Raw genomic sequence first — 24126 nt, forward strand, 5'->3', positions numbered from 1 at the left:
TCGATTCGTGACCCGAACTGCGAGCCGCTTGCGAACCTGTCCCGAATCGGGACCTACTGGCGTTCGCCGGGCTCCAGCACGGGGCCGAATGTCGCGTCGGCGGCGGGAATGTCAACGGTCCGGGTCGATTCCGCCTGCGGTTCGGGATCGCGGTCCCAGTCCCAGATGCGGCCGCGGACCCGTTCGTAATTGACGGTCGGATCGTAGAGCGGCCCGCCGGTGTCGAGGTTGAGGTCGCGCGCCTCGGCCCGGCCCATCGCGGCGAGCAGGCTGAAGCCCGCGACATAGGCGTTGCGCCGCGCGGTGACGAGCTGGGCGCGGGCCGAGACGAGCTCCTGTTCGGCGTTGAGCACGTCGAGGATCGTGCGGTTGCCGATCGAGTTTTCCGCGCGCACGCCTTCGAGGCTCAGCTCGGCCGCCTCGACCGCGGACCTCGAGCTTTCGATCACCGCGAGCGAGGCCTGCCAGCTGGCATAGGCGGCGCGGACCTGGGAGATGACGTTGCGCTCGGTCTGGATCATCTGTTCGAGCGCCGCGCTTTCGCGCGCGCCTGCCTGGCGCTGGCGCGCGGCGGGGACGCCGCCCTGGAAGATCGGGATGGTAAGGCGCACCCCGGCATTGGCGGTGACCTCGCGCTGGACGAGGCCGGGGAAATTGCTCCGCAGCGTTCCGAAGAAGTCGGAATAGTCGCCATTGGCGAAGAACGCGATCGTGGGCAGGCGGCCCGAGCCGGCGACCTCGGTGTCGAAGCCCGCCGCCTCGGCCCGCTCGCGCGCGGCGATGAGGTCGGGATTGTTCTCGAGCGCGGTGACCACCGCCTTGCCCACGCTGTCGGGCAGGTTGGGCAGCGGCGGGGGCGCCTCGAGGTCCTCGGGCGGGAGTCCGACCAGTTCGATATAGGTCTCGCGCGCGGACGCGAGGTTGGCGAGCGCGTTGCGAAGGTCGCCCTCGGCCAGCGCGAGGCGGCTTTCGGCCTGCGCCACGTCGGTCAGCGTGGTGTCGCCGATCTCGAACCGGTCGCGCGTCGCCGAGAGCGTCACCTCGAGCACTTCGACCTGGTTCGTCGCGAGCCCGGCGAGCGCCTCGGTCCGCAGCACGTCCATGTAGGCCGCGACGGTCTGGCTGAACAGCGCGCTTTCCGCGCCGCGCAGGTCAGCCTGCCCGGCCTCGACCCGTTCCTCGGCCGCGCGGATCGAATTGCGGATGCGCCCGCCCTGGTAGATCGGCACGTTGAGCTGCGCGTTGACGCCGAGGTTGCGTTCGGGCGGGGCGAAGGCGTTGGCCGACTGGCGGATGAACTCGATATGGGTGGCGGTCGCGTTGAGGCTGGGCAGGCCCTGCCCGCGCTGGATCGGCACCTCCTCGTCCGTGGCGCGCTGGTTCGCCCGCGCCCCGGCAAGCGTCGGGTTGGTGTTGTAGGCGGCCGCGAGCGCATCGCGCAGGGTGTCCGCCTGCGCCGGGGCCGACGCGAGCGCGACGCCGAGCGCGGCGAGGCCTGCGACGCGCCGCAGCGCGCGTCGCGGCGCGGGGACGGTGGGGGGACTCACGGAAAGGACCAGCCCTTGGGCTTGGCGAAGGCGGAGAGGACGGGGATGCCGAGATCCTCGACCGGCATGAAGGCGACTCGCCCGGCGATCCTGCGGCCCGAGGCGAGCCGCGTGACCCCGCGCAGGACCAGCCCGCCGACCACCCGGCCCCCTTCGGCGACGCGCGCGGCGAGGCTGTCGGGCAGCTGCTCGATCGCCCCGTCGATCAGGACGAGGGTGAAATCGCCATCGCCCGGGACCTTGCCCCCGGCGGCCTCGGCGGCGCCTGTCACCTCGAGCGCGCCGACCAGCGGGCGTACCAGTTCGGCGAGGTAGCCGGTGCCGTTCTCGACCACCAGCGCCCGGTCGTCGCGCCGCGCGGCGGCCTCGACCAGCGCCTTGCCGTAGAACAGCGGCGCGGCCAGCGCGCCTCCGCCGGCGAGCGGCACCGACCGGTCGATATAGGCCAGCGCGGCCTTTTCGGGCGGCAGGAAATCCTCGCGCGGGACATCGCGCATCCGCGCGAGCGTCACCTCGTCGTTGACCCCGCTGGTGCGAAGCTGGCTCTTGATCATGAAGCGCCGCGCCTCGGTGGTATCGGGGCCGTTCATTCCGTTCGCCCTCGTCTGTTGCGTCTGTTGCGTTTCTTGCGGCTGTTTCCGTTCAGCCTGCAGGGTTTCAGTCTTGCTCATGTCAACTCCGAAAGCTGTATTAGGAACACAATACAGCACGTCAAGCTCTTCGGCCCCGCCCGTAGCCCCCGGCGGGCGCGGATTAAAGGGACTTCGCGGACGAATGTGACGGGGATCCGGCCCGCAGGGGTGAACTGCGCTCTTGCCAGCGCCCGCTGCCGGGTGCTTTAGGCGCGCGGGCGGGACCCGGGGGATTGTTTTCGACTTACACAGGGATGGCTTCGATGAGTGACATGACGGGCAATGGGCAGGACGTGCGGATCGAGACCGATTCGCTCGGCGAGGTGGCGGTTCCGGCGGATGTCCACTGGGGCGCCCAGACGCAGCGCAGCATCGTCAACTTCCCGATCGGCGGCGAACGGATGCCGTCGGCGCTGGTGCGCGCGCTCGGCATCCAGAAACTCTCGGCGGCGAAGGCCAACATGAAGCTGGGCGTGCTCGATGCGAAGCTGGGCGAGGCGATCGTCCAGGCGGCGCGCGAGGTGATCGACGGGACGCTCGCCGACCAGTTCCCGCTGGTGGTGTGGCAGACCGGATCGGGCACCCAGTCCAACATGAACGCGAACGAGGTGATCGCGAGCCGCGCGAACGAGATCCTGACCGGCCGGAAGGGCGGCAAGGACCCGGTCCATCCCAACGACCATTGCAACATGGGGCAGTCCTCGAACGACACCTTCCCCACCGCCATGCACATCGCCGCGGCGAGCGAGGCGATCGGGCACCTGATCCCGGCGCTGGAGAAGCTGCACGGGGCGCTGGACGCCAAGGCGAAGGCCTTTGCCGAGATCGTCAAGATCGGTCGCACCCACCTGCAGGACGCGACCCCGCTCACGCTCGGCCAGGAATTCTCGGGCTATGCGAGGCAGGTCGAATACGGCATCGCCCGGATCGAGGCGGCGCTGCCGCGCCTGCTCGAACTGGCGCAGGGCGGCACGGCGGTCGGCACCGGGATCAATTCCAAGGCGGGCTTCGCCGAGGAATTCGCCGCGCAGGTGGCCGGGGAAACCGGCCACGCCTTCGTCACCGCGCCCAACAAGTTCGAAGCGCTCGCCGCGCATGACGCCATGGTCGAGGTCTCCGGCGCGCTCAACGTCGTCGCGGTCAGCCTGATGAAGATCGCGAACGACATCCGCCTGCTCGCCTCCGGCCCGCGCTGCGGCCTGGGCGAGATCAGCCTGCCCGCGAACGAGCCGGGCTCCTCGATCATGCCGGGCAAGGTCAACCCGACCCAGTGCGAGGCGATGACGATGGTCTGCGCGCAGGTGATGGGCAACCACACGGCGGTGACCGTGGCGGGTTCGCACGGGCATCTCGAACTCAACGTGTTCAAGCCGGTGATGATCTACAACGTGCTCCAGTCGATGAAGCTGATCGGCGATGCCGCCCACGCCTTCACCGACAATTGCGTGACCGGGATCGAGGCGAACGAGGAGCGGATCGCCAGGCTCCTCAACGAGAGCCTGATGCTGGTCACCGCGCTGAACCCGCATATCGGCTACGACAACGCGGCCAAGATCGCCAAGAAGGCCCATGCCGAAGGGACGACGCTGAAGGAGGCGGCGCTCGATCTCGGCCTCATCACCGAAGAGCAGTTTGCGCAGTGGGTCGTGCCCGCCGACATGATCAGGCCGCGCGCCTGACGGGGATCGGGGCGGGAGGGCGGATGCGCGCGCCCTCCTTCCCTGCCCCGCGATGAACCGCATTCGACCAATGCGCCATCCGGTCCGACGATCGGGACGGGCGCCGATGGCGCGTGCGTGCCGGCGGCGCTATGTCTCGTGCTCGCCATGGCCTCCTTCCTGAACCCCGTCGGCAGCGAAACCTCCGCGCGCCCGCCCGCCCGCAGGGAAGAGGTCAGCGTGCCTTTCCGCACCGTCCTCGTTTCGATGGTCGTGCTGTGGGCGACCTATTTCGTCCTGATCACGGTGCGCAGCGTGGTGATGGATTTCGGGCTCCAGTTCGAAATGGCCTGGCGCCGGCTGTTGGTCACCGCGCTCGGCGTCGGCTTCACGGTGGTCCTGTGGTTCATCCTGCGCCTGTTCGACCAGCGCCCGCTGTGGGTGAAAATCTCCGCCGCGATCGTCTTCGCCTTTCCCGTGGCGATGGCGATCGGGCACGTGAACCAGCTGGTGTTCGAGGACATCCAGGCCGCGCAGGAGGCCGAATACGCGCGCAAGAACAACATCAACCTGCGGCGCGACGAGGCCGGGAACCTGCTGATCGACGTGCCGGTGCGGCGGATCAGCCCGGCCGAGCCCGGCCGCGCTGCGGGCGCGGGCGAGGACATCGTCGAATCCGAAAGCATCATCATCGCGCCCGCCGAAACGAGCGTCGATTTCTGGCGCAAGCTGCTCGACATCGCGCTCGGGCGCTATTTCCTGCTGCTCGCCTGGGCATCGACCTATTTCGCGCTGCTCGCCGGGTACCAGGCCCGCGCGGCCGAGCGGCGCGAACAGCAGTTCAGGAACGCGGCGAGGGCGGCGGAGCTGCGCAGCCTGCGGTACCAGGTGAACCCTCATTTCCTGTTCAACACGCTCAATTCGCTCTCCGCCCTCGTCATGACCGGCAAGGGCGACCGGGCCGAGCGGATGATCCAGACGATCAGCCGCTTCTACCGCCACTCCCTCGCCGACGAACCGACCAGCGACGTGCCGCTCGCCGACGAGTTCGACCTGCAGAAGCTGTACCTCGATATCGAGGCGGTGCGCTTTCCCGAACGGCTGGTCTGCGTCTTCGACCTGCCCGATGACCTCGCCGAGGCGCGCGTGCCGGGCATGATCCTCCAGCCGCTGGTCGAGAATTCGGTCAAGTACGCGGTTTCCGCCGTGTCGTGCCGGGTGACGATCACGGTCGCCGCGCGCGAGGAAGCCGGCCGGCTGGTGATCACGGTGAGCGACGACGGGCCGGGCGTGCCGGACGAAAGGCTGCACGGCTTCGGCATCGGGCTCGCCAATGTGCGCGACCGGCTGGAGGCGCGCTTCGGCCCGGATATCGGTTTCACCTCCGCGCCGGTTCCGGGCGGCTACCGCACCGAGATCCGCATTCCCCTGTCCCGCCCCGCTTTCGCGCGGGCGCGGCGCAAGGCATAGGCAGTCCGAAGGCCGAGCATGTCCGACAGCAATACCGCCAATCCAGCCCTTCGCACCCTGATCGTCGACGACGAACCGCTCGCGGTCGAGCGCATCCAGGTGCTCTGCGCCGAGATCTCCGCGATCCGCGTGGTCGGCACGGCAAGCGACGGGGCCGCCGCGCTGCGCCTCGCCGAGAAGCTCGCCCCCGACCTCGTGCTGCTCGACATGACCATGCCCGAACTCGACGGGCTGGGCGTCGCCCGCGCCCTCGCCGGGACCGCGAACGCGCCCGCGGTGATCTTCGTCACCGCGCACGACCATTTCGCGGTCGAGGCCTTCGACCTCGAGGCGATCGACTATGTCCTCAAACCCGTCGCCGCCGACCGGCTCGAACGCGCGATCGAACGCGCGGTCGCGCGCCGGGGCGAACGGGGGGACGGGGGCGGCGGCCCCGGGCACAAGGCGAAAAGCGAGTGGCTCGAGGAATTGTGGGTGCCGCACCGCTCCGAACTGCTGCGGATCGATATCGACGAAGTCCACCGGATCGACGCCGAACGCGACTATGTCCGGCTCCACGTCGGCGATCCGGGCGAGGCCGGGGAGGCATCGCGCTCCTACCTGCTGCTGCAGACGATCGCGGGCCTCGAGGCCCGGCTCGACCCGGACAAGTTCATCCGCATCCACCGCTCGACCATCCTCAAGCGCGACAACATCCGCGGCCTGCGCCACGACGGGCTCGGCGTGTGGTCGGCGGAACTGGAGAACGGCGAGGCGCTGAGGATCGGGCGGACCTATCTTGCGAGGGTCAAGGCGATGGCCGGCCGCTGATCGCGCGAGGGTCCTTGCGAAAAAGGCCCGAACCCCCGGATGGGAGGGGTTCGGGCCTTCGCGGGCTGTCCCCGGTCGGGGCTGGGGGACAGGAGCGCTCGGATCAACAGGGGCGCTCGGCTCAGACGCCGCGGCGCTGCTTCGCGGCATGGGCCGCGACCTGCTGCCGGGCGCTGGCCCTGGCCTTTTCGTAGCATTCCTTTGCGGCCCTCGACTGGATCCGGGTCCCGGTCTGCATCCGGTCATAGCGACAGACATCGCGCGCGGCGCGTTCGATCCGGCGCTCGAGCGTCATCTGGCCCTCGGGCGTGTCGAGATCGAGGTCGGCGAAGCTGATTTCCATCGTGTTGCGTTCGGCCGAACCGCCGGCAAGCGCGGGGCCGGCCGCGATGGCGAGGCCGAAAGCGGCGGCGAGAGCGAGGGCGTTGGGGACAAGGGTCTTCATGGCATTTCTCCTCCTGGCAGGGCCGGCCGGGGGTTGGGGGCAAGCTCCCGGTTCGGGGGCGGGAGCGATCGGGGGTTGCCGTGCCCTGCTGTATTAGAGCGGTAAAGCACCACGCCGCCCTGCTCCATCGCGGCTCGACGAAAACGCCCGCAATCGTCGATGAAAGGCCTGCGCCCCCGACCAATGCTGCTGCATCCGCGACAAATGGCACTTTCCAGCCGACCGGCGTCTGCGCCATAACGGGGCGATGTGGTTCGGCGTCCTCATGATCTTCTGTCTCGGCATCGGCAATTTCGCGCTTCACCGCGCCGTGCTCGAAAGCGGCCACCCGTTGATCGGGCAGATCCCGCAGACGATCGGCTGGCTCGGGCGGCGGCTGACGCTGGTCGCGGAATTCATCGTGCTGGTGGTGGCGATGCTGCTGACCGCCAATGGCTGGCCCGCGCTCGCCTGGGCCTATGGCGCCTACAGCGCGCTCAACGGGCTTGCCGCCTGGCTGATCCTGACCGGACGCGTCTGAGCCCGAAGCGGTTGCATCGCTCCCCCTGCCGGGGCCATGATGCCCCGCGGCCATGGGCGCACGGGGTGAGGGGCCATGACGACGACGCTGTTCCATGTCAGCGACATTCATTTCGGGAGCGAGAACCGCGCCGCGCTCGCCGCGGTGGAGCAAGCGATCGCGCGCGAGCGGCCGGACGCGCTGGTGTGCACCGGCGATCTCACCCAGCGCGCGAAGCACCGCGAATACGAAGCCGCGGCGCGCTGGTTCGATTCGCTCGGCCTGCCGGTGCTGGTCGATCCGGGCAATCACGATCTGCCCTATTACAACCTGTGGGAACGATTCACCGATCCCCACCGGCGCTACCGCCGCCTGCGCGCGGCGCTCGGGCGGAGCTTCGAATCGCGCGATGTCGTGCTCGTCCCGCTCAACACCACGGTGCGTGCGCAGCGGCGCTTTCCCTGGTCGGACGGGGTGGTCACGCGCCGCGCGCTGGAGGAGACGCTGGCCGCGCTGAAGCGCCTCGAAGGCGATCCGCGCTGCGTGATCGTGACCGCGCATCACCCGCTGCTCGGCCCCGAAAACGGGGCGCGCAACCCGACGATCGGCGGCGATGCCGCCTTCGCCGCCCTCGCCGCCGCGGGGGCGGTCGCGGTCCTGTCGGGCCATGTCCACGTGCCCTTCGACGAATGGCGCGAACGGGCGGGGCAGCGCCTGCGGATGATCGGCGCGGGCACGCTCTCGACCCGGCTGCGCGGGGGCGTGCCGCCGTCCTACCGCGTGCTGCGCTGCGAGCGGGGCGGGCGGATCGAATGCGAATTGCGCGTGGCGGCAGGGGCGATCCCCGGATCGGACGCGCCGCCCGCGGCGCTCGCCTCTTGAAACCCTGAATTCACCTTAACCCTGCCCGTCACGGCCGCGTTAAGGGTTTCTTGGCCATGTTCGGCGACGTGCCGGACCGCGGCGGACCGGCAGGGTCCGCCCTATCCGGGAATGGGATGTGCAACCGATACCCGTCCGCGCGGACGGGGGAGGCGATGGTCATGTTGAAGGCAATGGTCTTTGGCGCAATCGTCACGGGCTGCGTGGCGCTCGTGCTCGGCTCGCAGGGGGCGACCGGCGGGCGGCTCGGGGTCGAGGCGCTCGAGGTGGGCGATTACCGCATGTTCTGGTCCTGGCCGATGTTCGTTTCGGGCAGCGGGCTGTTCTGGGGGCTGACCCTGCTCCAGCGCTGAGCGCGGGCACGCGTCGCCCCGGACGGAAAAAGGGGCGGCTCCCCGACCGGGAAGCCGCCCCCTTTCGCAAGACGGTTCTGGCGGAGCGGATCAGCGCTTCGAGAACTGGAAGCTGCGGCGGGCCTTGGCCTTGCCGTACTTCTTGCGCTCGACCACGCGGCTGTCGCGGGTGAGGAAGCCGGCCGACTTGACGATGCCGCGCAGCGCCGGCTCGTACTTGGCGAGCGCCTGGCTCACGCCGTGCTTGACCGCGCCGGCCTGACCCGAAAGCCCGCCGCCGCGGACCGTGGCGATCACGTCGTACTGGCCGTCGCGCTCGGTGATCGCGAAGGGCTGGTTGATGATGAGCCGCAGGGTCGGACGGGCGAAGTAGACTTCCTGGTCCTTGCCGTTGACGGTGACCTTGCCGGTGCCGGGCTTGATCCAGACGCGCGCGACCGCGTCCTTGCGGCGGCCGGTGGCGTAGGCGCGGCCCTGCGCGTCGAGCTCCTGCTCGCGCAGCGGGGCGGAGGGCTGCACCGCCCGGTTCTCGGCGATCTCGGCGGCGTCCGCTTCGGGCGCGTCACCGGTGATGTCCTTGAGTTCCGACAGGTCGGACACGGTGTTCTTGTCGTCAGCCATTACGCGGTGACCTTGTTCTTGCGGTTCATCGAAGCGACGTCGAGCACTTGCGGATTCTGCCCGGCATGGGGATGCTCGGTCCCGGCATAGAGGTGCAGCGCCTTCATCTGCTGCCGCCCGAGGGGGCCGCGCGGGATCATCCGCTCGACCGCCTTTTCCAGCACGCGTTCGGGAAAGCGGCCTTCGAGCACCTTGGCCGGGCTCGTTTCCTTGATCCCGCCGATATAGCCGGTGTGCTTGTAGTAACGCTTGTCCTGCGTCTTCTTGCCGGTGAACTTCACCTTGTCGACATTGATGACGATCACGTGATCGCCGCAGTCGACGTGCGGGGTGTAGCTCGGCTTGGTCTTGCCGCGCAGGATGTTGGCGATGATCGAGGCGAGGCGGCCCACGACGAGGTCCTCGGCATCGATCAGGTGCCATTTCTTCTCGACCTCGGCCGGTTTGATCGACCGGGTCTGCTTGCTGAGCGCCTTCATGGCTTTCGTGTCCCTTGGCTTTAGGGGGTAGGGGTATGCGGGCCGCCGGGCGAGGCCTGCGATCCCGGCCCCGAACGGGGCGGAACCGGAGGACGGCCGGTCGAATCGGACCGGGCCGTGCCCTGCCGGGCGGCGAACGTGCGGCCATTTGTCGCCTCGCCCTTGCCAAGTCAAGCGAAACAGGGCCTTGCGAGAGAGGTAAAATGATACCGCCGCGATTCCCGGACGGGAGTGATGGAGCGGCCCAAACAGATTGGCGCTGGAGAATGTCCGCAATCAGCGGGGAAAAATGAGCGCGGACGGCGGAAACACAAGGCATAGAAGCGAATGCAGCGCCAATCTCTATGATCCACGTGTCCGCAATCAAAAACCGCAGAAATCCCCGAGTCTCGGAGCATTGCGGACATTTTGCGGACATTATGGCGTGAGGCGTTCCCGCAACGCCTCCTGGTGCTCCTGTGCCATGAGTTCCCGCACCAACCCCTCATAGTCATAATATAGCTTCAGGGGACGATCGCCGAGCACTTCGACGATGTAGCTTGCAGCGCGCAATAACCGATCCTCGATTTGAGCGGCCCGCGCGTGGGGCTCCAGCATAGGCCAATCGAGCTGCGATCGCTCTAGGACGGCGATTGCGGCCATGTGAATGTAATAACCGTCCCCTTCACCGAAAATGCGCCGCCGAGCAGCGAGAGAATCCGCCTCGATCGAATGAAGCTGCATGAGGAAGTCCCAGTGCCTGGGGACTGCCCCTCTTCTCCGCCACTGCGAAATCGTCGATCGGCTCAGGCCCAGCTTGTTCGCGAGCTGCTGATCCGTCCGGCACCGGAGCAAGGAAACGAGATCATCGACGGTTACAGAAGAGCTTCCATATGGACCCTTGCAAATCCGAACTTGAGGGCAGCGATAGCCTACTTCGCAAGGTGAGGGGAGATTTCATTCGCCAGGGCACGACGCTGGCCGAATGGTGCCGCTCCAATAACCTCGATCCGGCCAACGCCCATCGCATCCTCAGGGGCCAGCGCAACGGCCCCCTCGCCCGCAAAAAGCGCATGGAAATCGCGCGCGCGTCGGGCTCACACCGCTCATGAGTCGCTGGCTCTCCTCGCTCGAATTCGCTGATGCGGCTGGCATCACCGATCGGCAAGCGCGCCGGGTGTTGAAGGGTTTCGCAGAGCGCAGGCCATGGCAGGGGGCAAGGGGCAAGGTCCGGAAGGTGAAGGGAAGGGGAGGCCGCTCAGGCACTCGCTATGAGGTCCTTCTTTCGAGCCTTCCAGAGGCCTTTCAAAGCCGCCTCAATGGTCTCTCAGGAGGCGAAGGCTGTGGAACGGCGTGCAAAAGGGACCCCGTTAGCGGGGTGATCGGCGTCTAAAAGGGACCCCTCATTCTGATGGTGTAGCAGGCTGCCTGGTTTTCCAGGTGGTGAGATCGGGATGTTGGTTGTGGAGACGGTTGTTCGGATTCGGCGGGAGCACGCGGGCGGGAAGGCGATCAAGGCGATTGCGCGGGATCTGCGGTTGTCGCGCAAGGTGGTGCGCAAGGCGATCCGAGCGCCGGAAGGCGCATTTGATTATCGCCGCACGGTTCAGCCGCTGCCCCGGCTTGGACCGTTTCAGGAGCGGCTCGACGTGCTGCTGACGGAGAACGAGGCCCGGCCCCGGCGCGATCGGCTGCGCATGACCCGGATCCATGATCTGCTTTGCCGTGAGGGGTTCGAAGGTTCTTACGACGCGGTCCGACGTTACGCCCGGCGCTGGACGGAAGCGCGGCGCAAGGATGCGGGTGATGGGGCGCCTGCCTTCATCCCGCTCATGTTCAAGCCTGGCGAGGCCTACCAGTTCGACTGGAGCCACGAGGATGTGGAGATCGCGGGCAAGCCGATGCGGGTGAAGGTGGCGCAGATGCGGCTGTGCGCGTCGCGCGCGGTCTACGTCAGGGCCTATCCGCGCGAGACGCAGGAGATGGTGTTCGACGCCCATGCGCGGGGCTTTGCCTTCTTCGGCGGCGTGCCCCTGCGCGGCATCTACGATAACATGAAGACCGCGGTTACCACCGTGTTCGTCGGCAAGGAGCGGGTGTTCAACCGCCGCTTTCTGGTCATGGCCGATCATTACATGGTCGAGCCCACGGCCTGCTCCCCGGCGGCGGGGTGGGAGAAGGGTCAGGTTGAACACCAAGTTCAGACCATCCGAGGCCGCTTCTTCCAGCCTCGCCTGCGCTTTGCCAGCATCGAGGAGCTCAACGGGTGGCTGGAAGCTGAGTGCCTGAGATGGGCCGCAACCGCAGAGGGGTCCCTTTTGCGCGCCGATAGGGGGTCCCGATTGAACGCCGATTGACACCTCAGGTTCCCGGATTGCTGGCACGACGATCCCGTAAGGGAGGCGATTATCCGCCTTCACCGCAAGCGAACGATTGACCAGGCCGTAGCCGAGCTGCGGGCTCAATTCGGTCCCGATCGAACCCCCAGCCGTAGCGCCCTCCACCGCATTTGGCAGAAACTCGATCGCGGGCCGCTCGAATAGCTCGCGATCGTCACGAAGGATCACACCCAGCGATGTCCAGCAGCCTCAAATGGAACGGCGACGCGATCACGAAGAAGATGCGCGCGGCAGTCAAAGAGGGCATGAACGCGACGATGGCGGATTGCGTCGTCCATGCGAAGAATAACCACACGTGGAAGAACGATCAGCACACCCTCGAACCCTCGATAGCGGTCGCCGAGTATGCTCATGATGTGCCGGGCGGCGCGAAGGGAGTGTGGGGCTCGCAGGATGTCGAATATGCGCTCATTCACGAGCTGGGCGGCGTCATCGTGCCGGTCCGGGCGAAGGCCCTGGCAATCCCCCAGCCGGACGGCAGTGTGCGGATGGTGCAATCCGTGACGATCCCTGCGAGGCCCTACCTCAGACCCGCCGCCGATGCTCAATATCCGAACCTCGTGAAGAACATTCGAAAGGCCTTCGAACAGCGTTCATGAGGCTTTGATCAGGGTCAAGTTCGAACGCCAATCCGACCGCGAAATTCCGGGCAAACCCGGACAATCCCGGTATTCAGCCTCCTTCAACGCCAATCTCTATGGTCCTCTCTACCGCGTTCCATCCGCCAGGTTTCGGGCGCGCGGCGGGTGTCCCTTGCCGTCCTTGCCCGGCATGATCGGCCACTTCCCTGCGGCCGGGCGCCGTTCCTCGACGCGGCGTCTAGCCCGACGCGACGGTCGCACCCAGCCAGTCCAGCGTCGCCGGATGGCCCGCATCGCAGTGCCACCCGAGGATCGCCGGCGTATCATAGGGATGGAGTTCGGCCAGACGCTCGATCAGCGCGGGGAGCGCGGCCGCGGTCGTCTTGAACAGCACGCCGACCTCTTCCTCGCTCGCGCGCGCGCCCTGCCATTCGAAGACCGATTCGACCGCGCCGAGGATGTTGGCGCAGGCGATCCGTCTTTCGGCGAGCAGCGTGCCCGCGATCGCGCGCGCGCTGTCGCGGTCGGGGAAGGGCGCGTAGGCGAGCGCCGCGGTCATGCGGCAGCGGCGGACCGGCGCCGCGCGATCCCGTCGACGTGCATCGCCCAGACCGTCGCGGCGACCGTCAGCGCGCCGACCAGCTGGTGCGCCGCGGCGACCCAGAGCGAAACCTCGGTCATGACGGTCGCGATGCCGAGCAGCACCATGGTCCCGAAGGCCGTGTGGACCGCGAGCGAGGCGCGCCGGTCGGCCTTGCGCACCCGCCGGGCGAGCCAGACGAGCGCGGCGACCGCGACCCACGCCCACCAGCGGTGCAGCCATTGCAGCAGGAAGGGATCGTGCGTCAGCGTCCAGACCACGCCCGAGGACCAGTCGATCGCGGGCACCAGCCGTCCGTTCATCAGCGGCCAGTCATAGGCGGCATGGCCCGCGTTGAGCCCGGCGACCCACGCGCCGAGCAGCAATTGCACGAACAGCACGAACGCGACCAGCGCGCTCCCGCCGGTCAGCGGGGCGGGCCGCGCCGCGGGGTCGCGCGCCAGCCGCCGCATGTCGAGCGCGGTCCACACCAGCCCGGCGAGCAGCGCGAGCGCGGTCAGAAGGTGGAGCGAGAGGCGGAAATGGCTCACGTCGGTCATGTTGCCGACAAGGCCCGACTGCACCATCAGCCAGCCGAACAACCCCTGCAGCCCGCCCAGCGCGAGCAGTCCGACGAGCCGCGGCTTGAACCCTCCGGGAATCGCGCCCTTCACCCAGAACCACGCGAGGCCGAGCGCATAGACGGCCCCCACGGCCCGCGCGAGCAGGCGGTGGAACCATTCCCAGAAGAAGATGAACTTGAAGTCGGCGAGGCTCATCCCGCCGACGCTCGCTTCGAGCCGGTATTCGGGAGTCGCGCGGTATTTCGCGAACTCGGCCTCCCACTGCGCTTCGGTCAGCGGGGGAAGCACGCCCGAGGCGACGTTCCATTCGGTGATCGAGAGCCCGCTTTCGGTCAGCCGGGTGATGCCCCCGACGAGCACGATGCACACGACGAAACCCGCCGTGACGAACAGCCAGCGCGCGATCGCGAGCGGGCGGGCGCGCGCCCCGTCGGCCGGGGGGGCGCCGGCCGGGCGGGCGCTGTCGGGGGTGGGCGCAAGCGTTGCCATGATCGCGCGCGTAGATGTGCCGCGCCCGCCGATTGTGCAAGCCCGTTTGCCGCAAGCCAGGATGCGCCCCCCGCAAAGCACGGTGCCGCGCGCGGCCGCGCGCCGGGGAACGGAAAGCCTTGCACAATGTTACCCTGTCACATATGCGGACCGCCACCGACAGGACGCAGGACCGATGACACGCCACGCCCCTTCCGCGACCCGGGCTTCGCCCCGTTCGCCCTTTCGCCGCCGGCTCGACCAGTTCGGGATCGGGCTTGCCGGGCTGTGCATGGTGCACTGCATCGCCACGCTCGCGATCGTCTCGGCGATGGGTCTGGGCGGGCATTTCCTGTTCGAACCGGCGGTGCACCGCGTCGGGCTCGCGCTGGCGCTGGTCGTGGCCGCGGTCACGATCGCCTGGGGCGCGATTCGCCACCGCCATGCCGCGCCCTTCGTCACCGCGATGACGGGGCTTTCCTTCATGGGCGGCGCGCTGGCGGTGCCGCATGGCGAGAGGGAGGCGATCCTCACCCTCATCGGGGTCGTGCTGGTTTCGGCCGGGCACCTCATGAACCTGCAGGCCTCCCGCCACTCCTGCTGCTGACGGGCCAACGCGGGAGTTGCGCCTCGCCCCGCGCGCCCTATGTCGGCAGCCATGACCCGGACGACCACCCTCAAGAGCATCACCCTCAACGGCGACCCGCGCCGCACGCCCGCCGCGACCATCGCCGATCTCGTGCGCGAACTGGGCCTCGTGCCCGAAAAGGTCGCGGTCGAGCGCAACGGCGAGATCGTCCCGCGCTCGACGCTGGGCGAGGCGGTGCTGGTCGAGGGGGACAGCCTCGAGATCGTCCATTTCGTCGGCGGCGGGGATCACCATGGGGCGGACCGGGCGGACACCTGGACCGTCGCGGGGCGCACCTTCACCTCGCGGCTCATCGTCGGGACCGGCAAGTACAGGGATTTCGAACAGAACGCCGCCGCCGTCGCGGCGAGCGGGGCCGAAATCGTCACGGTCGCGGTGCGCCGGGTCAACGTCACCGATCCCGCGGCGCCGATGCTGACCGATTTCATCGACCCCGGAAAGATCACCTATCTCCCCAACACCGCAGGCTGCTTCACCGCCGAGGAAGCGATCCGCACCCTGCGCCTGGCGCGGGAGGCGGGGGGCTGGGATCTCGTCAAGCTCGAGGTGCTGGGCGAGGCCAAGACGCTCTATCCCGACATGCGCGAGACGTTGCGCGCGACCGAGGTGCTGGCGAAGGAAGGCTTCGCCCCGATGGTCTACTGCGTCGACGACCCGATCGCGGCAAGGCAGCTGGAGGACGCGGGCGCGGTCGCGATCATGCCGCTGGGCGCGCCGATCGGGTCGGGGCTCGGCATCCAGAACCAGGTCACGATCCGTCTCATCGTCGAGGGCGCGAAGGTTCCCGTGCTGGTCGATGCGGGCGTCGGCACGGCCTCGGACGCGGCGGTCGGCATGGAGCTGGGCTGCGACGGCATCCTGATGAACACCGCCATCGCCGAGGCCAAGGACCCGGTCCGCATGGCCCGCGCGATGAAGCTCGCGGTCGAGGCCGGGCGCGAGGCCTATCTCGCCGGACGCATGGGCCGCCGCCGCTATGCCGATCCCTCCAGCCCGCTCGCCGGACTGATCTGACCTTCGCGCGCGGCTGCGCTGTCCCCCTCGGGCGGAGGCGGCGGCGCGTCGAATCCCGGAGGCGCAGGGCTAACGCATAATTTACCACGTTGCGCGATATTCTCCCCACCAGACGGGAGACCCCGATCGTGACACTTGCCAGCACCAACACGCTCGCCATCGGCGAGATGCGCGAATTCGCCGGATTCGCCCCGCGCGAGCAGGCCTATATCAAGCGCAGCCTCGATGTCGGCCTTGCCCGGTGCGACGCCTTCCGCCTGTGGGGGCTGACCGAGGCCGACTGCCGCGCGATCCGGCGGCAATATGTCGCCTATCAGGACCTGAAGGCCCTGCGCGCGATGCTGCCCGAGGCGGGCAGCCCCGGCGCGGTCGAACGGTTCATCGGCAAGCTGGTGCGGATCGCCGCGTTCGATCTCGGCCAGGACCGGATCGAGAGCTTCTCGGCCTTCCGTTTCCTTTACGAACGCCTCGTCGGCGCGGACATCCGGCCCTTCCTCCCTTCCGCCTTCTGCGCCGCGGCGGCCCTCCCCCAGATCCGCCCCGAGCGGCGCAAGGTCCTGCTCCAATCCCTTTCCGAAGCCGCCGCCACCGCGCCCGGCTGGTCGAAGGCCGAGCCACGATTCTTCCCGGAGCATGTCGGGGAGGCCGAAGCAGCCTGACCCTGCGCCAGCGCGCCGCCGAAGACCCCCCGTAACGGACCGGCGCGTGACGGGTCGGAGCGTGACGGACCGGGGCCTGGCGGGGGCGGCGCGAACGGCGACAGGCTTGTGCCCGACCGCGGGCTTGGGCTAATCGCCCGGCACGGGAGGACCTATCGTGACCAAGCAGCTGTTCATCCTTGCAGGCGCGCTCGCCCTTGCGGCCGGCGCGGCCGGGGCGACCGATCGCGATTCCGGCGCGCTTTCCGAAAGCGCCGCCGAAGGGCGGGATTTCGCGCAGGCGAACTGCGCCGGCTGCCATGCACTCGATGACGGCGTTTCGCCCAGCCCCAACGCGCCGACCCTGCGCCGGGTGGCCAAGCGCCTGCCGGAATGGGTCGTCGAAGGCTCGCTCGAACGCGGGGTGAAGCTCGGCCACACCTCCGAAATGCCGGTCTTCGTGTTCGAGGAAGGCGACGTCGAGAACCTGCTCGCCTATCTCGAGGCGCTGAGGGCGCGGGACTGACCGGCAGGACGCCGCCGCCGCGTCACCCCTTGTACATGCCGTCGATCCGGGGCTGATAGCGTTCGCGGATCTTGTGGCGGCGGATCTTCATCGAGGGGGTCATCTCCTCGTTCTCGATGGTGAAGGCCTCGTCCGCGAATTCGAACCTGCGGACCTTCTCGATCACCGAAAGATCCTCGTTCGTGCGGTCGATCGCGGCGCGCACGGCCTTGCGGAAGGCGGGCAGGTCCTGCAGCGCCTTCAGGTCGAACTTCTCGTCATTGGCGCGCGCCCAGTCCAGCGCCCATTCGGCGTCGGGCACGATCAGGCCGACCACGTAGGGCCGCTTGTCCCCGCTCACCATGGCCTGGGCGATCTCGGGCTGGAGCGTGAGCATCCCCTCGATCTTCTGCGGCGCGACATTGTCGCCCTTGTCGTTGACGATGAGGTCCTTCTTGCGGTCGGTGATCCTGATCCGGCCCTTGGCGTCGATTTCACCGATGTCGCCGGTGTGGAGCCACGGACCGCCCTCGGGATCGGCCGGGTCGGGCTTGATTGTGCGCGCGGTTTCGGCAGCGTTCTGCCAGTAGCCGTGCATGACGAGCTCGCCGCGGCACAGGATTTCGCCGTCCTCCGCGATCCTCACCTCGACCCCGCGCAGGGGCGGGCCGACCGTGTCCATCTTGAGCCCCACCCTCGGCCGGTTGCAGGCGATCACCGGCCCGGCCTCGGTCTGGCCATAGCCCTGCAGCATGGTGAGGCCCATCGCCTCGAAGAAATTGCCGACCTCGGGATTGAGCGGCGCGCCGCCCGAAACCATTGCCTTCATCCGCCCGCCGAACTTCGCGCGGATCTTGGGGCGCAGCGTCTTCTCGACCAGGAAATCGAGCGGTCGGTCGCGCAGGCGAGTCTTTCCGTCCTTCGCGTTCCCGGCGATCCTGAGAGCCGCATCCATCAGGAAGTTCGCGGCCTTCCCCTCCTTTGCGACCTGTTTCATGATCCTGGTCCGCAGGACCTCGAACAGGCGCGGGACGACGACCATCAGGGTGGGCCGCGTCTCCTCGATGTTGGAGGCGAGCTTCTCGAGCCCTTCGGCATAGAAGATCTCCGCCCCGATCGCGATCGGGAGATATTGCCCCGCGGTGTGTTCATAGGCGTGGGAGAGCGGGAGGAAGGACAGGAAGCGTTCGTCTTCGATGCCGAAATCCTCGATCAGCACCTCGGCCGCCCCCGCGACATTGCACAGGATCGCGCCGTGATGCTGCATCACCCCGCGCGGCGCGCCGCCGGTGCCGCTGGTATAGATGAAGCAGGCGGTGTCCTCGCGCGCGATCCCGGCGATCCGCGCATCGACCGCGAGCCGCGCGGCGGCGGCATCGCCCTGCGTCAGGCTGGCCCAGTCGTGATAGTCGAAACTGCCGGCCTGCTGGCGGCGAAGGTCCTCGATCCCGATGACGTGTTCGATCATGCCGGTCTGGCCGATCGCGCCCACCAGCGGCCCGAGCAGCTTCGCGTCGGAGACGATCACCGCGCGGGCACAGGAATTGTCGAGGATATGCGCGTGGTCGCGGCGGGTGTTGGTGGTGTAGGTCGGCACGGTGATGCAGCCCGCCGCCATGATGCCGAGGTCGGCGATGCACCATTCGGGCCGGTTTTCCGAGACGAGCGCGACCTTGTCCCCGTCCGAAAGCCCGATCCGGCGCAGGCTTTCGGCGAGCAGGCACACGCGTTCGGCGACCTCGCGCCAGGACAGGGTGCGCCATTCGCCCCCGATCTTCGCCCCGAGCATCGGCGCCTCGCCCTTCGCATCGGCCCGCTTGAGGAAGAGTTCGACGAGGTTCCTTGCCCCGTCGATGTCGCGCAGCAGCGGGTGGTCGGTCGGCTTGGCGACGGGCTTCGCGGCGGAAGCTGAGGGTTGGGCGGAATGCACTGGCTCGGGCTCCTCGTCCCCATGCGGGGATTGCAAGATCGGGCCTTCGCGGCCCTGTTGCCGAGGGAATTAGGGACAGAAGGCCCGGGCGGCAAGCGTGCCTGCCCCCGGGCGCCGCCTCATTCGTAGGCGAGGTTGGGTTCGATCCGCGGATCGCGCGCGCTTTCCCAGCCTTCGGGCGTGCGGCGCAGGGCGTTCGCCTTGAGCGGGGGCGAGACCGGGCGGATCCGGTCATGGCCGAGCGCCTCCAGCCGCGCGGTCATCCCGGCGAGCGCGCTGCCTTCCTCGACGATGACGGTCGGGCCGAACGCCATGACGAGCGGGAGGGCAAGCGCCTCGGACGCGCTGAGGCCGAAATCGATCACGCCGATGACCGAACGCGCGACCTGCACGGGGATCGTCGTCCCGCCGGCCGCGCCGATGACGAGGACGATCTCGCCGGCGGGATCATAGACCACCGTCGGCGCCATCGAGGAACGCGGCCGCTTGCCGCCCTCGACCCGGTTGGCGACCGGCGAACCGTCCTGCTCCGGCGTGAGGCTGAAATCGGTGAGTTCGTTGTTGAGGTAGAAACCGCCGAAGAACAGCCCCGATCCGAACGCGCCCTCGATCGTCGAGGTGTAGCTCACCGCATTGCCCGCGGCATCGACGACGGCGAAATGGGATGTCCCGCGCTCGGCCGGCTCGTCCCCGTCGGCGCGCGCCTGCGGAGCGCCGGGCGGCGTGCCGGGTTCGGCAACGGGGAGGGCCTTTTCAGGGTCGATCAGCGCCGAACGGCGCGCGAGATAGGCGGGATCGGTCAGCCCCGCGAGCGGCACCTCCACGAAGTCGCTGTCGCCGAGATAGCGCGCGCGGTCGGCATAGGCGAGCCGCTGGGATTCGAGGAAGAGATGCCAGAAGGTCACGCTTTCCGGCCCCAGTTCGGCGAGGTCGAAGCGTTCGAGCTGGCCGAGGATCTGGGCGACCGCGATCCCGCCCGAGGACGGCGGGCCCATGCCGCAGACGCGGTGGGCGCGATAGGCGGTGCACACCGGCTCGCGCCGCTTCGCCGCATAGGACGCGATGTCGGCCGCGCTCATCGCCCCGTCCTGCGGCGTCTCCCCCGCGACATAGGCGGCGAGCGCCTCCGCCCCGTCCTCGTAGAAGGCTTCGGGTCCGGCCTCGGCGATCCGTTCGAGCGTGCGGGCGAGGGCCGGGACGGTGATGCGCGTGCCCACCGGGAGCGGCGCGCCGTCCGCGCCGAAGAAGACCGCCCTTGCCGCGTCGCTCCTGTCGGCCCGGCCCTGCGCCCCGGCGAGCGAGCCGTGGAGGCGGCGGTTCATCACGAAGCCGTCGCGGGCGAGCGCGATCGCGGGGGCGAAAAGGTCGCGCCACGCCAGCCGCCCGTGCTCGGCATGGGCCTTGGCGGCGAGCGCGATGTTGCCCGGCACCCCGACGCTGAGGCCCGAGATCACGCGCCGGTCGCGCGGGAGGGGTTCGCCGTCCGGCCCGAGGAAGCGGGTCGGGGTGGCAGCGGCCGGGGCGGTCTCGCGCCCGTCGAAGGTGGTGACGCCCGCTTCGCCCGCCCGCACCATGAAGCCGCCCCCGCCGATGCCGGAGCTCTGCGGCTCCACCACGGTCAGCGCGAGCATCACCGCGATCGCCGCATCGGTCGCCGAACCGCCCTGCGCTAGGATCGCGCGGCCCGCCGCCTCGGCGCGCGGATCGGCGGCGCTGACGGCGCCTTGCGGAGCTTCGGTCGCGGCGGCCGGGACGGCGGCGGGAGCCTCGGGCGTGGCGCAGGCGCCGAGCGCGAGAGCGAGAAGGATGGGCGCAAGGCGCTTGAGGAGATCGGTCATGGAAGGCTCCGCTATTCGCTTCCCACCGCCTCTGCAATGCTCGCGAAGCCGCTCTCCCGCAGCAGCCGTTCGAGCCCCTTGACGATCGCCCCGCCGAGGCCCGGCCCGGCATAGACCATCGCCGTGTAGAGCTGCACCAGGCTCGCCCCGGCGCGAATCCGTTCGAAGGCGTCCTCGGCGCTGGCGATGCCGCCGACGCCGATCAGCGGGATCGCCCCGCCGGTCGCCTTGCGGAACTCGCGCAGCCGTCTCAGCGCCATCGCCTTCAGCGGCGCGCCCGAAAGCCCGCCGGTCTCGCCGCGGTGGCGCGAGGCGAGGCCGGACCGCGAAACCGTCGTGTTCGAGACGATCAGCGCGCCCAGCCGCCTGTCGAGCGCGATTCGCGCGATCGCGTCGACATCCGCCGGGGTGAGATCGGGCGCGACCTTGAGGAAGACGGGGGGCGGTGTGCCCTGCCCGGCCGCCTCGTCGCGCGCCGCGATCACCGCGTCGAGCAGCCCCGCCAGCGCGCCCTCGTCCTGCAGCGCGCGCAGGCCGGGGGTGTTGGGGCTCGACACGTTGACCGCGAGATAGGAGGCGTGGCGCGCCGCGAGTCGCGCCATGGTGGCGTAATCGGCGGTGCGATCGGACGAATCCTTGTTCGCCCCGATGTTCACGCCGACCACGCCCGGCCTGCCCGCGCCCTGTCTGCCCACGCCCTGCCCACCATGCCGCGCAGCAAGCCGGGCGAGCGCGACCCCGGCGCCGGCATTGTTGAACCCCATGCGATTGATCACCGCCTCGTCCTCGACCAGCCGGAACAGGCGCGGGCGCGGATTGCCCGCCTGCGGCAGCGGGGTGATCGAACCGACCTCGGTGAAGCCGAAGCCGAGGCCGAGCAGGGCGTCGGGCACCTCGGCATCCTTGTCGAAACCCGCCGCGACGCCGACCGGGTTGGGAAAGGCGAGCCCTGCGACCTCCACCGCGAGCGGCCCCGGCCGCGCCGGCGGCCTGGCCGGCAGCAGCGAGAGCGCGCGGATCGCCAGCCGGTGGGCCTGTTCCGGGTCGAGCGCGAACAGCGCGGGTCTGAAAAGGTCGAACAGCATGGCGGGCGCAGCGCTATGCCACTTTCCCCCGGCCTGTCGAGGGCGCGCCCCGCGAGCGGGCGCATCGCCGCCGCACCCGCCCGCCCGCGCGAGCCCTGCGGCGGCCCGGACCATGGCCCCGAAACGCGCGAAAAACCAACATTTGTGAGGCGTTTGCCCCGCTTCGTTTCGCCCGCTGTCGCTTGCATACAATTATCGCCGCGATCTTGCCCCTATACGCTTCCCCGCGACCCGAAGGGCTCGGAGCAGCAATGCGAAGAGTTCCTCGACTTCAGGGGCGGCCTCCTCACCGGGGCCGCCCTTTTTTTCCCGGTTTTCAAATGATCCGCGGTTTGGCTATGGCCTGCGCCCAGGACCCGGCGGGCCGCCCTTTCGCAAGGCCCTCCGGCATGACGAGAGGGTTTCCATGCGCCACACCACGTTTCTTGCCGCTTCCGTTCTCGCGCTCGCCGCTGCGAACGCCGTCCCCGCGCTTGCCCAGGACGCGCCGCCGCCGGTGAACGCCGCGACCGGCGACGATGCCTGGACCGCGATCGGCGAGGCGGAGACGATCGGCGACCTGTTCGAGGCCTATGACGAGGCGAGCCTCGCGATGAACCCCGCGACCAAGGCCTATCGCGGCATCCGCGACGAGGATTACGCCCGCTGGGGCGAGGTTTCCGACGAGGCCGAGCGGCGCGAGGCGCTGATGCTGCTCTATGCCGCGGCGCAGATGCGCGCGAAGTTCGATCCGGCCGCGCTGGATGAACAGGATGCGCTGTCCTACCGCCTGTTCGATCTCACCGCGCAGCGCGGCGCCATGCTGTGGCCCTATCGCAAGCTGGGCTACGTGTTCGACCAGCGGTCCGGCCCGCACAACGGGATCCCGGCCTTCCTCATCAACATCCACCGGGTCGGCAGCGCGGAGGATGCGCGGGCCTACATCTCGCGAATCGGCGGGATCGGGCCGCAGCTCGATGCCCACGTCGCCGAGGCGCGCGAACGGGCCGAGGCGGGGGTGATGCCGCCCGACTGGACCTATCCCTACATGATCGGCGATGTCGAAGGGCTGATCGCGGCAGGGGACGACAACGCCGTGCTGCAGGACTTCGGCCAGAAGGTCGACGCGCTCGAACTCGATGCGGACACCGCCGCGGCGATGAAGGCCGAGGCGGCGCAGGCGTGGAACGACAGCGCCCTGCCGGCCTATCGCCGCCTGCTCGCCGAACTGAAGCGCCAGCAGCCGATGGCACCCGCCGATGACGGTGTGTGGCGCTTCCCCAACGGCGAAGCCTATTACGCCGCGCTGCTGAGGAACTACACGACGACCGAGCTTTCCGCCGACGAGATCCACCGCATCGGCCTCGAGCAGGTCGAGCGGATCCACGGCGAGATGCGCGCGATCATGGACAAGGTCGGTTTCGAGGGGAGCCTGCAGGACTTCTTCGAATACACCCGCACCGACGACCGCTTCTACTACGACACGCGCGAGGAATACCTCGCCGACGCGCAGGCCAGGCTCGACGCGATCGAGGCCAGGCTGCCCGAATATTTCGGCCGCCTGCCCAAGGCCGACATGATCATCAAGCCGGTCGAGGCGTTCCGCGAGAAGAGCGCGGGCAAGGCCTTCTACCAGAGCCCGGCGGTCGACGGTTCGCGGCCGGGGACCTATTACGTCAACCTCTACAAGCTGCGCGACATGTCGAAGAACGAGCTGGAGGCGCTCGCCTATCACGAGGGGATGCCCGGCCATCACCTCCAGCGCGCGCTCCAGACCGAACTCGGCGACGTGCCGCCCTTCCGCCGCTTCGGCGGGTGGACCGCCTATACCGAGGGCTGGGGCCTCTATTCGGAGGAACTCGCCAAGGACATGGGCTTCTACGAGGATCCCTATTCCGATTTCGGCCGGCTGGGCATGGAGCTGTGGCGCGCCTGCCGGCTGGTCGTCGACACCGGCATCCATTCCAAGCGCTGGAGCCGCGAGGAGGCGATCCGGTATCTCAAGGACAACACGCCCAATCCCGAAGGCGACATCGTCAAGGCGATCGAGCGCTACATCGTCTTTCCCGGCCAGGCGACCGCCTACATGATCGGCAAGCTCGAGATCATGGACCTGCGCGATCGCGCCATGGCCGAACTGGGCGAGGATTTCGATTATCGCGGGTTCCATGACACGGTTCTCCTGAGCGGGCCGGTGCCGCTCTCGGTGCTCGAGGAGAATGTCGACAAGTGGATCGCGGAAAAGCGGCGAGGGGGCTGACGGCGGCGCGGCGCGGCGCACCAGCGCCCGCTTCCCGCGCACCACCCGACGATCGCGGCGCCCGGCCAGCAGCGCGCGAGCGGGTTCGATCCCTCGCGCGCCAGCCGCCACGCCCACCGCCCGCGACACCGGAGACAGGCCCGGCGACCGCGCGCCGCCCGCCTGCCGCACCCGAAACTCCCGGCTTTCCCGCTAACGACTCGCAAAAGGCAATCCGGCGTTGAAATCCGAGCGAATCAGT

The 24126-nt window shown here is 68.9% G+C and carries 23 protein-coding genes and 2 pseudogenes; 13 read left to right on the plus strand and 12 right to left on the minus strand.

The features are described 5' to 3' along the window. Positions 1-53: 53 nt before the first annotated feature. Positions 54-1547, minus strand: a complete 1494-nt coding sequence (locus BLU08_RS10840) for a TolC family outer membrane protein (protein ID WP_369816784.1) — start codon at positions 1545-1547, stop codon at positions 54-56. Next, positions 1544-2137, minus strand: coding sequence for a protein-L-isoaspartate O-methyltransferase (locus BLU08_RS10845; protein WP_233995943.1), 594 nt, complete (start codon positions 2135-2137; stop codon positions 1544-1546). Before BLU08_RS10845 ends, BLU08_RS10840 begins: the two co-directional genes overlap by 4 nt. 314 nt (positions 2138-2451) lie before the next feature. Between BLU08_RS10845 and fumC the strand changes: the two genes are divergently transcribed. The 3 genes from fumC to BLU08_RS10860 all read left to right on the plus strand — a co-directional run bounded on the left by fumC (position 2452) and on the right by BLU08_RS10860 (position 6117). Continuing rightward, positions 2452-3858, plus strand: a complete 1407-nt coding sequence (gene fumC, locus BLU08_RS10850) for a class II fumarate hydratase (protein ID WP_090199394.1) — start codon at positions 2452-2454, stop codon at positions 3856-3858. A 147-nt stretch (positions 3859-4005) separates the two neighbouring features. Then, entirely contained in the window at positions 4006-5307 is a 1302-nt protein-coding gene (locus BLU08_RS10855; protein WP_090199396.1) for a sensor histidine kinase, read from the plus strand. An 18-nt stretch (positions 5308-5325) separates the two neighbouring features. Next, positions 5326-6117 (plus strand): LytTR family DNA-binding domain-containing protein, encoded by a 792-nt coding sequence (locus tag BLU08_RS10860; RefSeq protein WP_090199398.1) that lies wholly within the window; start codon positions 5326-5328, stop codon positions 6115-6117. Between the two features lie 121 nt (positions 6118-6238). On the opposite strand, the gene BLU08_RS10865 is transcribed toward BLU08_RS10860, so the two are convergent. After that, the gene (locus BLU08_RS10865; protein WP_090199400.1) at positions 6239-6562 is read right to left on the minus strand and encodes a UrcA family protein; all 324 of its coding nucleotides are present in this window, start codon (positions 6560-6562) and stop codon (positions 6239-6241) included. A gap of 247 nt (positions 6563-6809) precedes the next feature. On the opposite strand from BLU08_RS10865, the gene BLU08_RS10870 reads away from it, so the two are divergent. The 3 genes from BLU08_RS10870 (at position 6810) to BLU08_RS10880 (ending at position 8296) form a co-directional block, all read left to right on the plus strand. Then, on the plus strand, positions 6810-7082 hold the full coding sequence (locus tag BLU08_RS10870; protein WP_090199402.1) for a hypothetical protein: 273 nt from the start codon (positions 6810-6812) through the stop codon (positions 7080-7082). 75 nt (positions 7083-7157) lie between these two features. After that, positions 7158-7943, plus strand: coding sequence for a metallophosphoesterase (locus tag BLU08_RS10875; RefSeq protein ID WP_090199403.1), 786 nt, complete (start codon positions 7158-7160; stop codon positions 7941-7943). A gap of 173 nt (positions 7944-8116) precedes the next feature. Further along, positions 8117-8296, plus strand: a complete 180-nt coding sequence (locus tag BLU08_RS10880) for a hypothetical protein (protein ID WP_233995945.1) — start codon at positions 8117-8119, stop codon at positions 8294-8296. Positions 8297-8386: 90 nt separating this feature from the next. Here the strand turns inward: BLU08_RS10880 and rpsI are convergent, their stop codons facing one another. The 4 genes and pseudogenes from rpsI to BLU08_RS15645 form a co-directional block, all read right to left on the minus strand. Beyond that, complete coding sequence (gene rpsI, locus BLU08_RS10885) at positions 8387-8917, minus strand: 30S ribosomal protein S9 (protein ID WP_090199407.1); 531 nt, start codon at positions 8915-8917, stop codon at positions 8387-8389. Then, entirely contained in the window at positions 8917-9396 is a 480-nt protein-coding gene (gene rplM / locus BLU08_RS10890; protein ID WP_090199409.1) for a 50S ribosomal protein L13, read from the minus strand. The genes rpsI and rplM overlap by 1 nt, the downstream gene beginning before the upstream one ends. Positions 9397-9813: 417 nt before the next feature. Then, on the minus strand, positions 9814-10119 hold the full coding sequence (locus BLU08_RS10895; protein WP_233995946.1) for a hypothetical protein: 306 nt from the start codon (positions 10117-10119) through the stop codon (positions 9814-9816). Continuing rightward, positions 10120-10230, minus strand: a pseudogene (locus BLU08_RS15645) (helix-turn-helix domain-containing protein); the annotation flags it as partial. Positions 10231-10829: 599 nt separating this feature from the next. On the opposite strand from BLU08_RS15645, the pseudogene istA reads away from it, so the two are divergent. Continuing rightward, a pseudogene (gene istA, locus BLU08_RS10900) lies at positions 10830-11678 on the plus strand (IS21 family transposase); the annotation flags it as partial. Positions 11679-11950: 272 nt separating this feature from the next. Continuing rightward, a complete protein-coding gene (locus BLU08_RS10905; RefSeq protein ID WP_090199412.1) occupies positions 11951-12373 on the plus strand; it encodes a phage morphogenesis protein in 423 nt (140 codons plus the stop codon). A 220-nt stretch (positions 12374-12593) separates the two neighbouring features. Here the strand turns inward: BLU08_RS10905 and cutA are convergent, their stop codons facing one another. Further along, a complete protein-coding gene (cutA, locus tag BLU08_RS10910) occupies positions 12594-12914 on the minus strand; it encodes a divalent-cation tolerance protein CutA (protein WP_090199414.1) in 321 nt (106 codons plus the stop codon). Continuing rightward, positions 12911-14008 (minus strand): COX15/CtaA family protein, encoded by a 1098-nt coding sequence (locus BLU08_RS10915; RefSeq protein ID WP_090199416.1) that lies wholly within the window; start codon positions 14006-14008, stop codon positions 12911-12913. The genes cutA and BLU08_RS10915 overlap by 4 nt, the downstream gene beginning before the upstream one ends. Before the next feature lie 175 nt (positions 14009-14183). On the opposite strand from BLU08_RS10915, the gene BLU08_RS10920 reads away from it, so the two are divergent. The 4 genes from BLU08_RS10920 (at position 14184) to BLU08_RS10935 (ending at position 16814) form a co-directional block, all read left to right on the plus strand. After that, positions 14184-14594 carry a MerC domain-containing protein gene (locus tag BLU08_RS10920; RefSeq protein WP_090199418.1) on the plus strand — a complete coding sequence of 137 codons (411 nt, stop codon included), beginning with the start codon at positions 14184-14186 and terminating at the stop codon, positions 14592-14594. 51 nt (positions 14595-14645) lie between these two features. Next, positions 14646-15650 carry a sulfur carrier protein ThiS gene (gene thiS, locus BLU08_RS10925; RefSeq protein WP_304456028.1) on the plus strand — a complete coding sequence of 335 codons (1005 nt, stop codon included), beginning with the start codon at positions 14646-14648 and terminating at the stop codon, positions 15648-15650. Positions 15651-15817: 167 nt separating this feature from the next. Then, on the plus strand, positions 15818-16309 hold the full coding sequence (locus tag BLU08_RS10930) for a hypothetical protein (protein ID WP_172801067.1): 492 nt from the start codon (positions 15818-15820) through the stop codon (positions 16307-16309). Between the two features lie 157 nt (positions 16310-16466). After that, a complete protein-coding gene (locus BLU08_RS10935) occupies positions 16467-16814 on the plus strand; it encodes a cytochrome c (RefSeq protein WP_157674528.1) in 348 nt (115 codons plus the stop codon). A gap of 22 nt (positions 16815-16836) precedes the next feature. Here BLU08_RS10935 and BLU08_RS10940 read toward each other — a convergent pair whose 3' ends face one another. The 3 genes from BLU08_RS10940 to BLU08_RS10950 form a co-directional block, all read right to left on the minus strand. Beyond that, the gene (locus tag BLU08_RS10940; RefSeq protein ID WP_233996163.1) at positions 16837-18660 is read right to left on the minus strand and encodes a long-chain fatty acid--CoA ligase; all 1824 of its coding nucleotides are present in this window, start codon (positions 18658-18660) and stop codon (positions 16837-16839) included. A gap of 182 nt (positions 18661-18842) precedes the next feature. Next, positions 18843-20561: a gamma-glutamyltransferase gene (ggt, locus tag BLU08_RS10945; RefSeq protein WP_090199424.1), complete on the minus strand. Its 1719-nt coding sequence runs from the start codon at positions 20559-20561 to the stop codon at positions 18843-18845. A gap of 11 nt (positions 20562-20572) precedes the next feature. Further along, positions 20573-21646: a quinone-dependent dihydroorotate dehydrogenase gene (locus BLU08_RS10950; RefSeq protein WP_090199426.1), complete on the minus strand. Its 1074-nt coding sequence runs from the start codon at positions 21644-21646 to the stop codon at positions 20573-20575. A 406-nt stretch (positions 21647-22052) separates the two neighbouring features. Between BLU08_RS10950 and BLU08_RS10955 the strand changes: the two genes are divergently transcribed. Continuing rightward, positions 22053-23885 carry a DUF885 family protein gene (locus BLU08_RS10955; RefSeq protein WP_090199428.1) on the plus strand — a complete coding sequence of 611 codons (1833 nt, stop codon included), beginning with the start codon at positions 22053-22055 and terminating at the stop codon, positions 23883-23885. Positions 23886-24126: the final 241 nt, after the last annotated feature.

Source organism: Erythrobacter sp. HL-111 (assembly GCF_900105095.1).
Classification (GTDB): domain Bacteria; phylum Pseudomonadota; class Alphaproteobacteria; order Sphingomonadales; family Sphingomonadaceae; genus Erythrobacter.

What these genes read in the sequence shown, in the direction of transcription:
- BLU08_RS10880 (WP_233995945.1), top strand. Translation starts at nt 8,117, where the DNA reads ATGGTCTTTGGCGCAATCGTCACGGGCTGCGTGGCGCTCGTGCTCGGC.
- BLU08_RS10905 (WP_090199412.1), top strand. Translation starts at nt 11,951, where the DNA reads ATGTCCAGCAGCCTCAAATGGAACGGCGACGCGATCACGAAGAAGATG.
- BLU08_RS10865 (WP_090199400.1), bottom strand. Translation starts at nt 6,562, where the DNA reads ATGAAGACCCTTGTCCCCAACGCCCTCGCTCTCGCCGCCGCTTTCGGC.
- BLU08_RS10845 (WP_233995943.1), bottom strand. Translation starts at nt 2,137, where the DNA reads ATGAACGGCCCCGATACCACCGAGGCGCGGCGCTTCATGATCAAGAGC.
- BLU08_RS10875 (WP_090199403.1), top strand. Translation starts at nt 7,158, where the DNA reads ATGACGACGACGCTGTTCCATGTCAGCGACATTCATTTCGGGAGCGAG.
- BLU08_RS10855 (WP_090199396.1), top strand. Translation starts at nt 4,006, where the DNA reads ATGGCCTCCTTCCTGAACCCCGTCGGCAGCGAAACCTCCGCGCGCCCG.
- ggt (WP_090199424.1), bottom strand. Translation starts at nt 20,561, where the DNA reads ATGACCGATCTCCTCAAGCGCCTTGCGCCCATCCTTCTCGCTCTCGCG.
- rplM (WP_090199409.1), bottom strand. Translation starts at nt 9,396, where the DNA reads ATGAAGGCGCTCAGCAAGCAGACCCGGTCGATCAAACCGGCCGAGGTC.
- BLU08_RS10895 (WP_233995946.1), bottom strand. Translation starts at nt 10,119, where the DNA reads ATGCAGCTTCATTCGATCGAGGCGGATTCTCTCGCTGCTCGGCGGCGC.
- fumC (WP_090199394.1), top strand. Translation starts at nt 2,452, where the DNA reads ATGACGGGCAATGGGCAGGACGTGCGGATCGAGACCGATTCGCTCGGC.
- BLU08_RS10920 (WP_090199418.1), top strand. Translation starts at nt 14,184, where the DNA reads ATGACACGCCACGCCCCTTCCGCGACCCGGGCTTCGCCCCGTTCGCCC.
- thiS (WP_304456028.1), top strand. Translation starts at nt 14,646, where the DNA reads ATGACCCGGACGACCACCCTCAAGAGCATCACCCTCAACGGCGACCCG.
- BLU08_RS10870 (WP_090199402.1), top strand. Translation starts at nt 6,810, where the DNA reads ATGTGGTTCGGCGTCCTCATGATCTTCTGTCTCGGCATCGGCAATTTC.
- BLU08_RS10930 (WP_172801067.1), top strand. Translation starts at nt 15,818, where the DNA reads ATGCGCGAATTCGCCGGATTCGCCCCGCGCGAGCAGGCCTATATCAAG.
- rpsI (WP_090199407.1), bottom strand. Translation starts at nt 8,917, where the DNA reads ATGGCTGACGACAAGAACACCGTGTCCGACCTGTCGGAACTCAAGGAC.
- cutA (WP_090199414.1), bottom strand. Translation starts at nt 12,914, where the DNA reads ATGACCGCGGCGCTCGCCTACGCGCCCTTCCCCGACCGCGACAGCGCG.
- BLU08_RS10950 (WP_090199426.1), bottom strand. Translation starts at nt 21,646, where the DNA reads ATGCTGTTCGACCTTTTCAGACCCGCGCTGTTCGCGCTCGACCCGGAA.
- BLU08_RS10955 (WP_090199428.1), top strand. Translation starts at nt 22,053, where the DNA reads ATGCGCCACACCACGTTTCTTGCCGCTTCCGTTCTCGCGCTCGCCGCT.
- BLU08_RS10860 (WP_090199398.1), top strand. Translation starts at nt 5,326, where the DNA reads ATGTCCGACAGCAATACCGCCAATCCAGCCCTTCGCACCCTGATCGTC.
- BLU08_RS10915 (WP_090199416.1), bottom strand. Translation starts at nt 14,008, where the DNA reads ATGGCAACGCTTGCGCCCACCCCCGACAGCGCCCGCCCGGCCGGCGCC.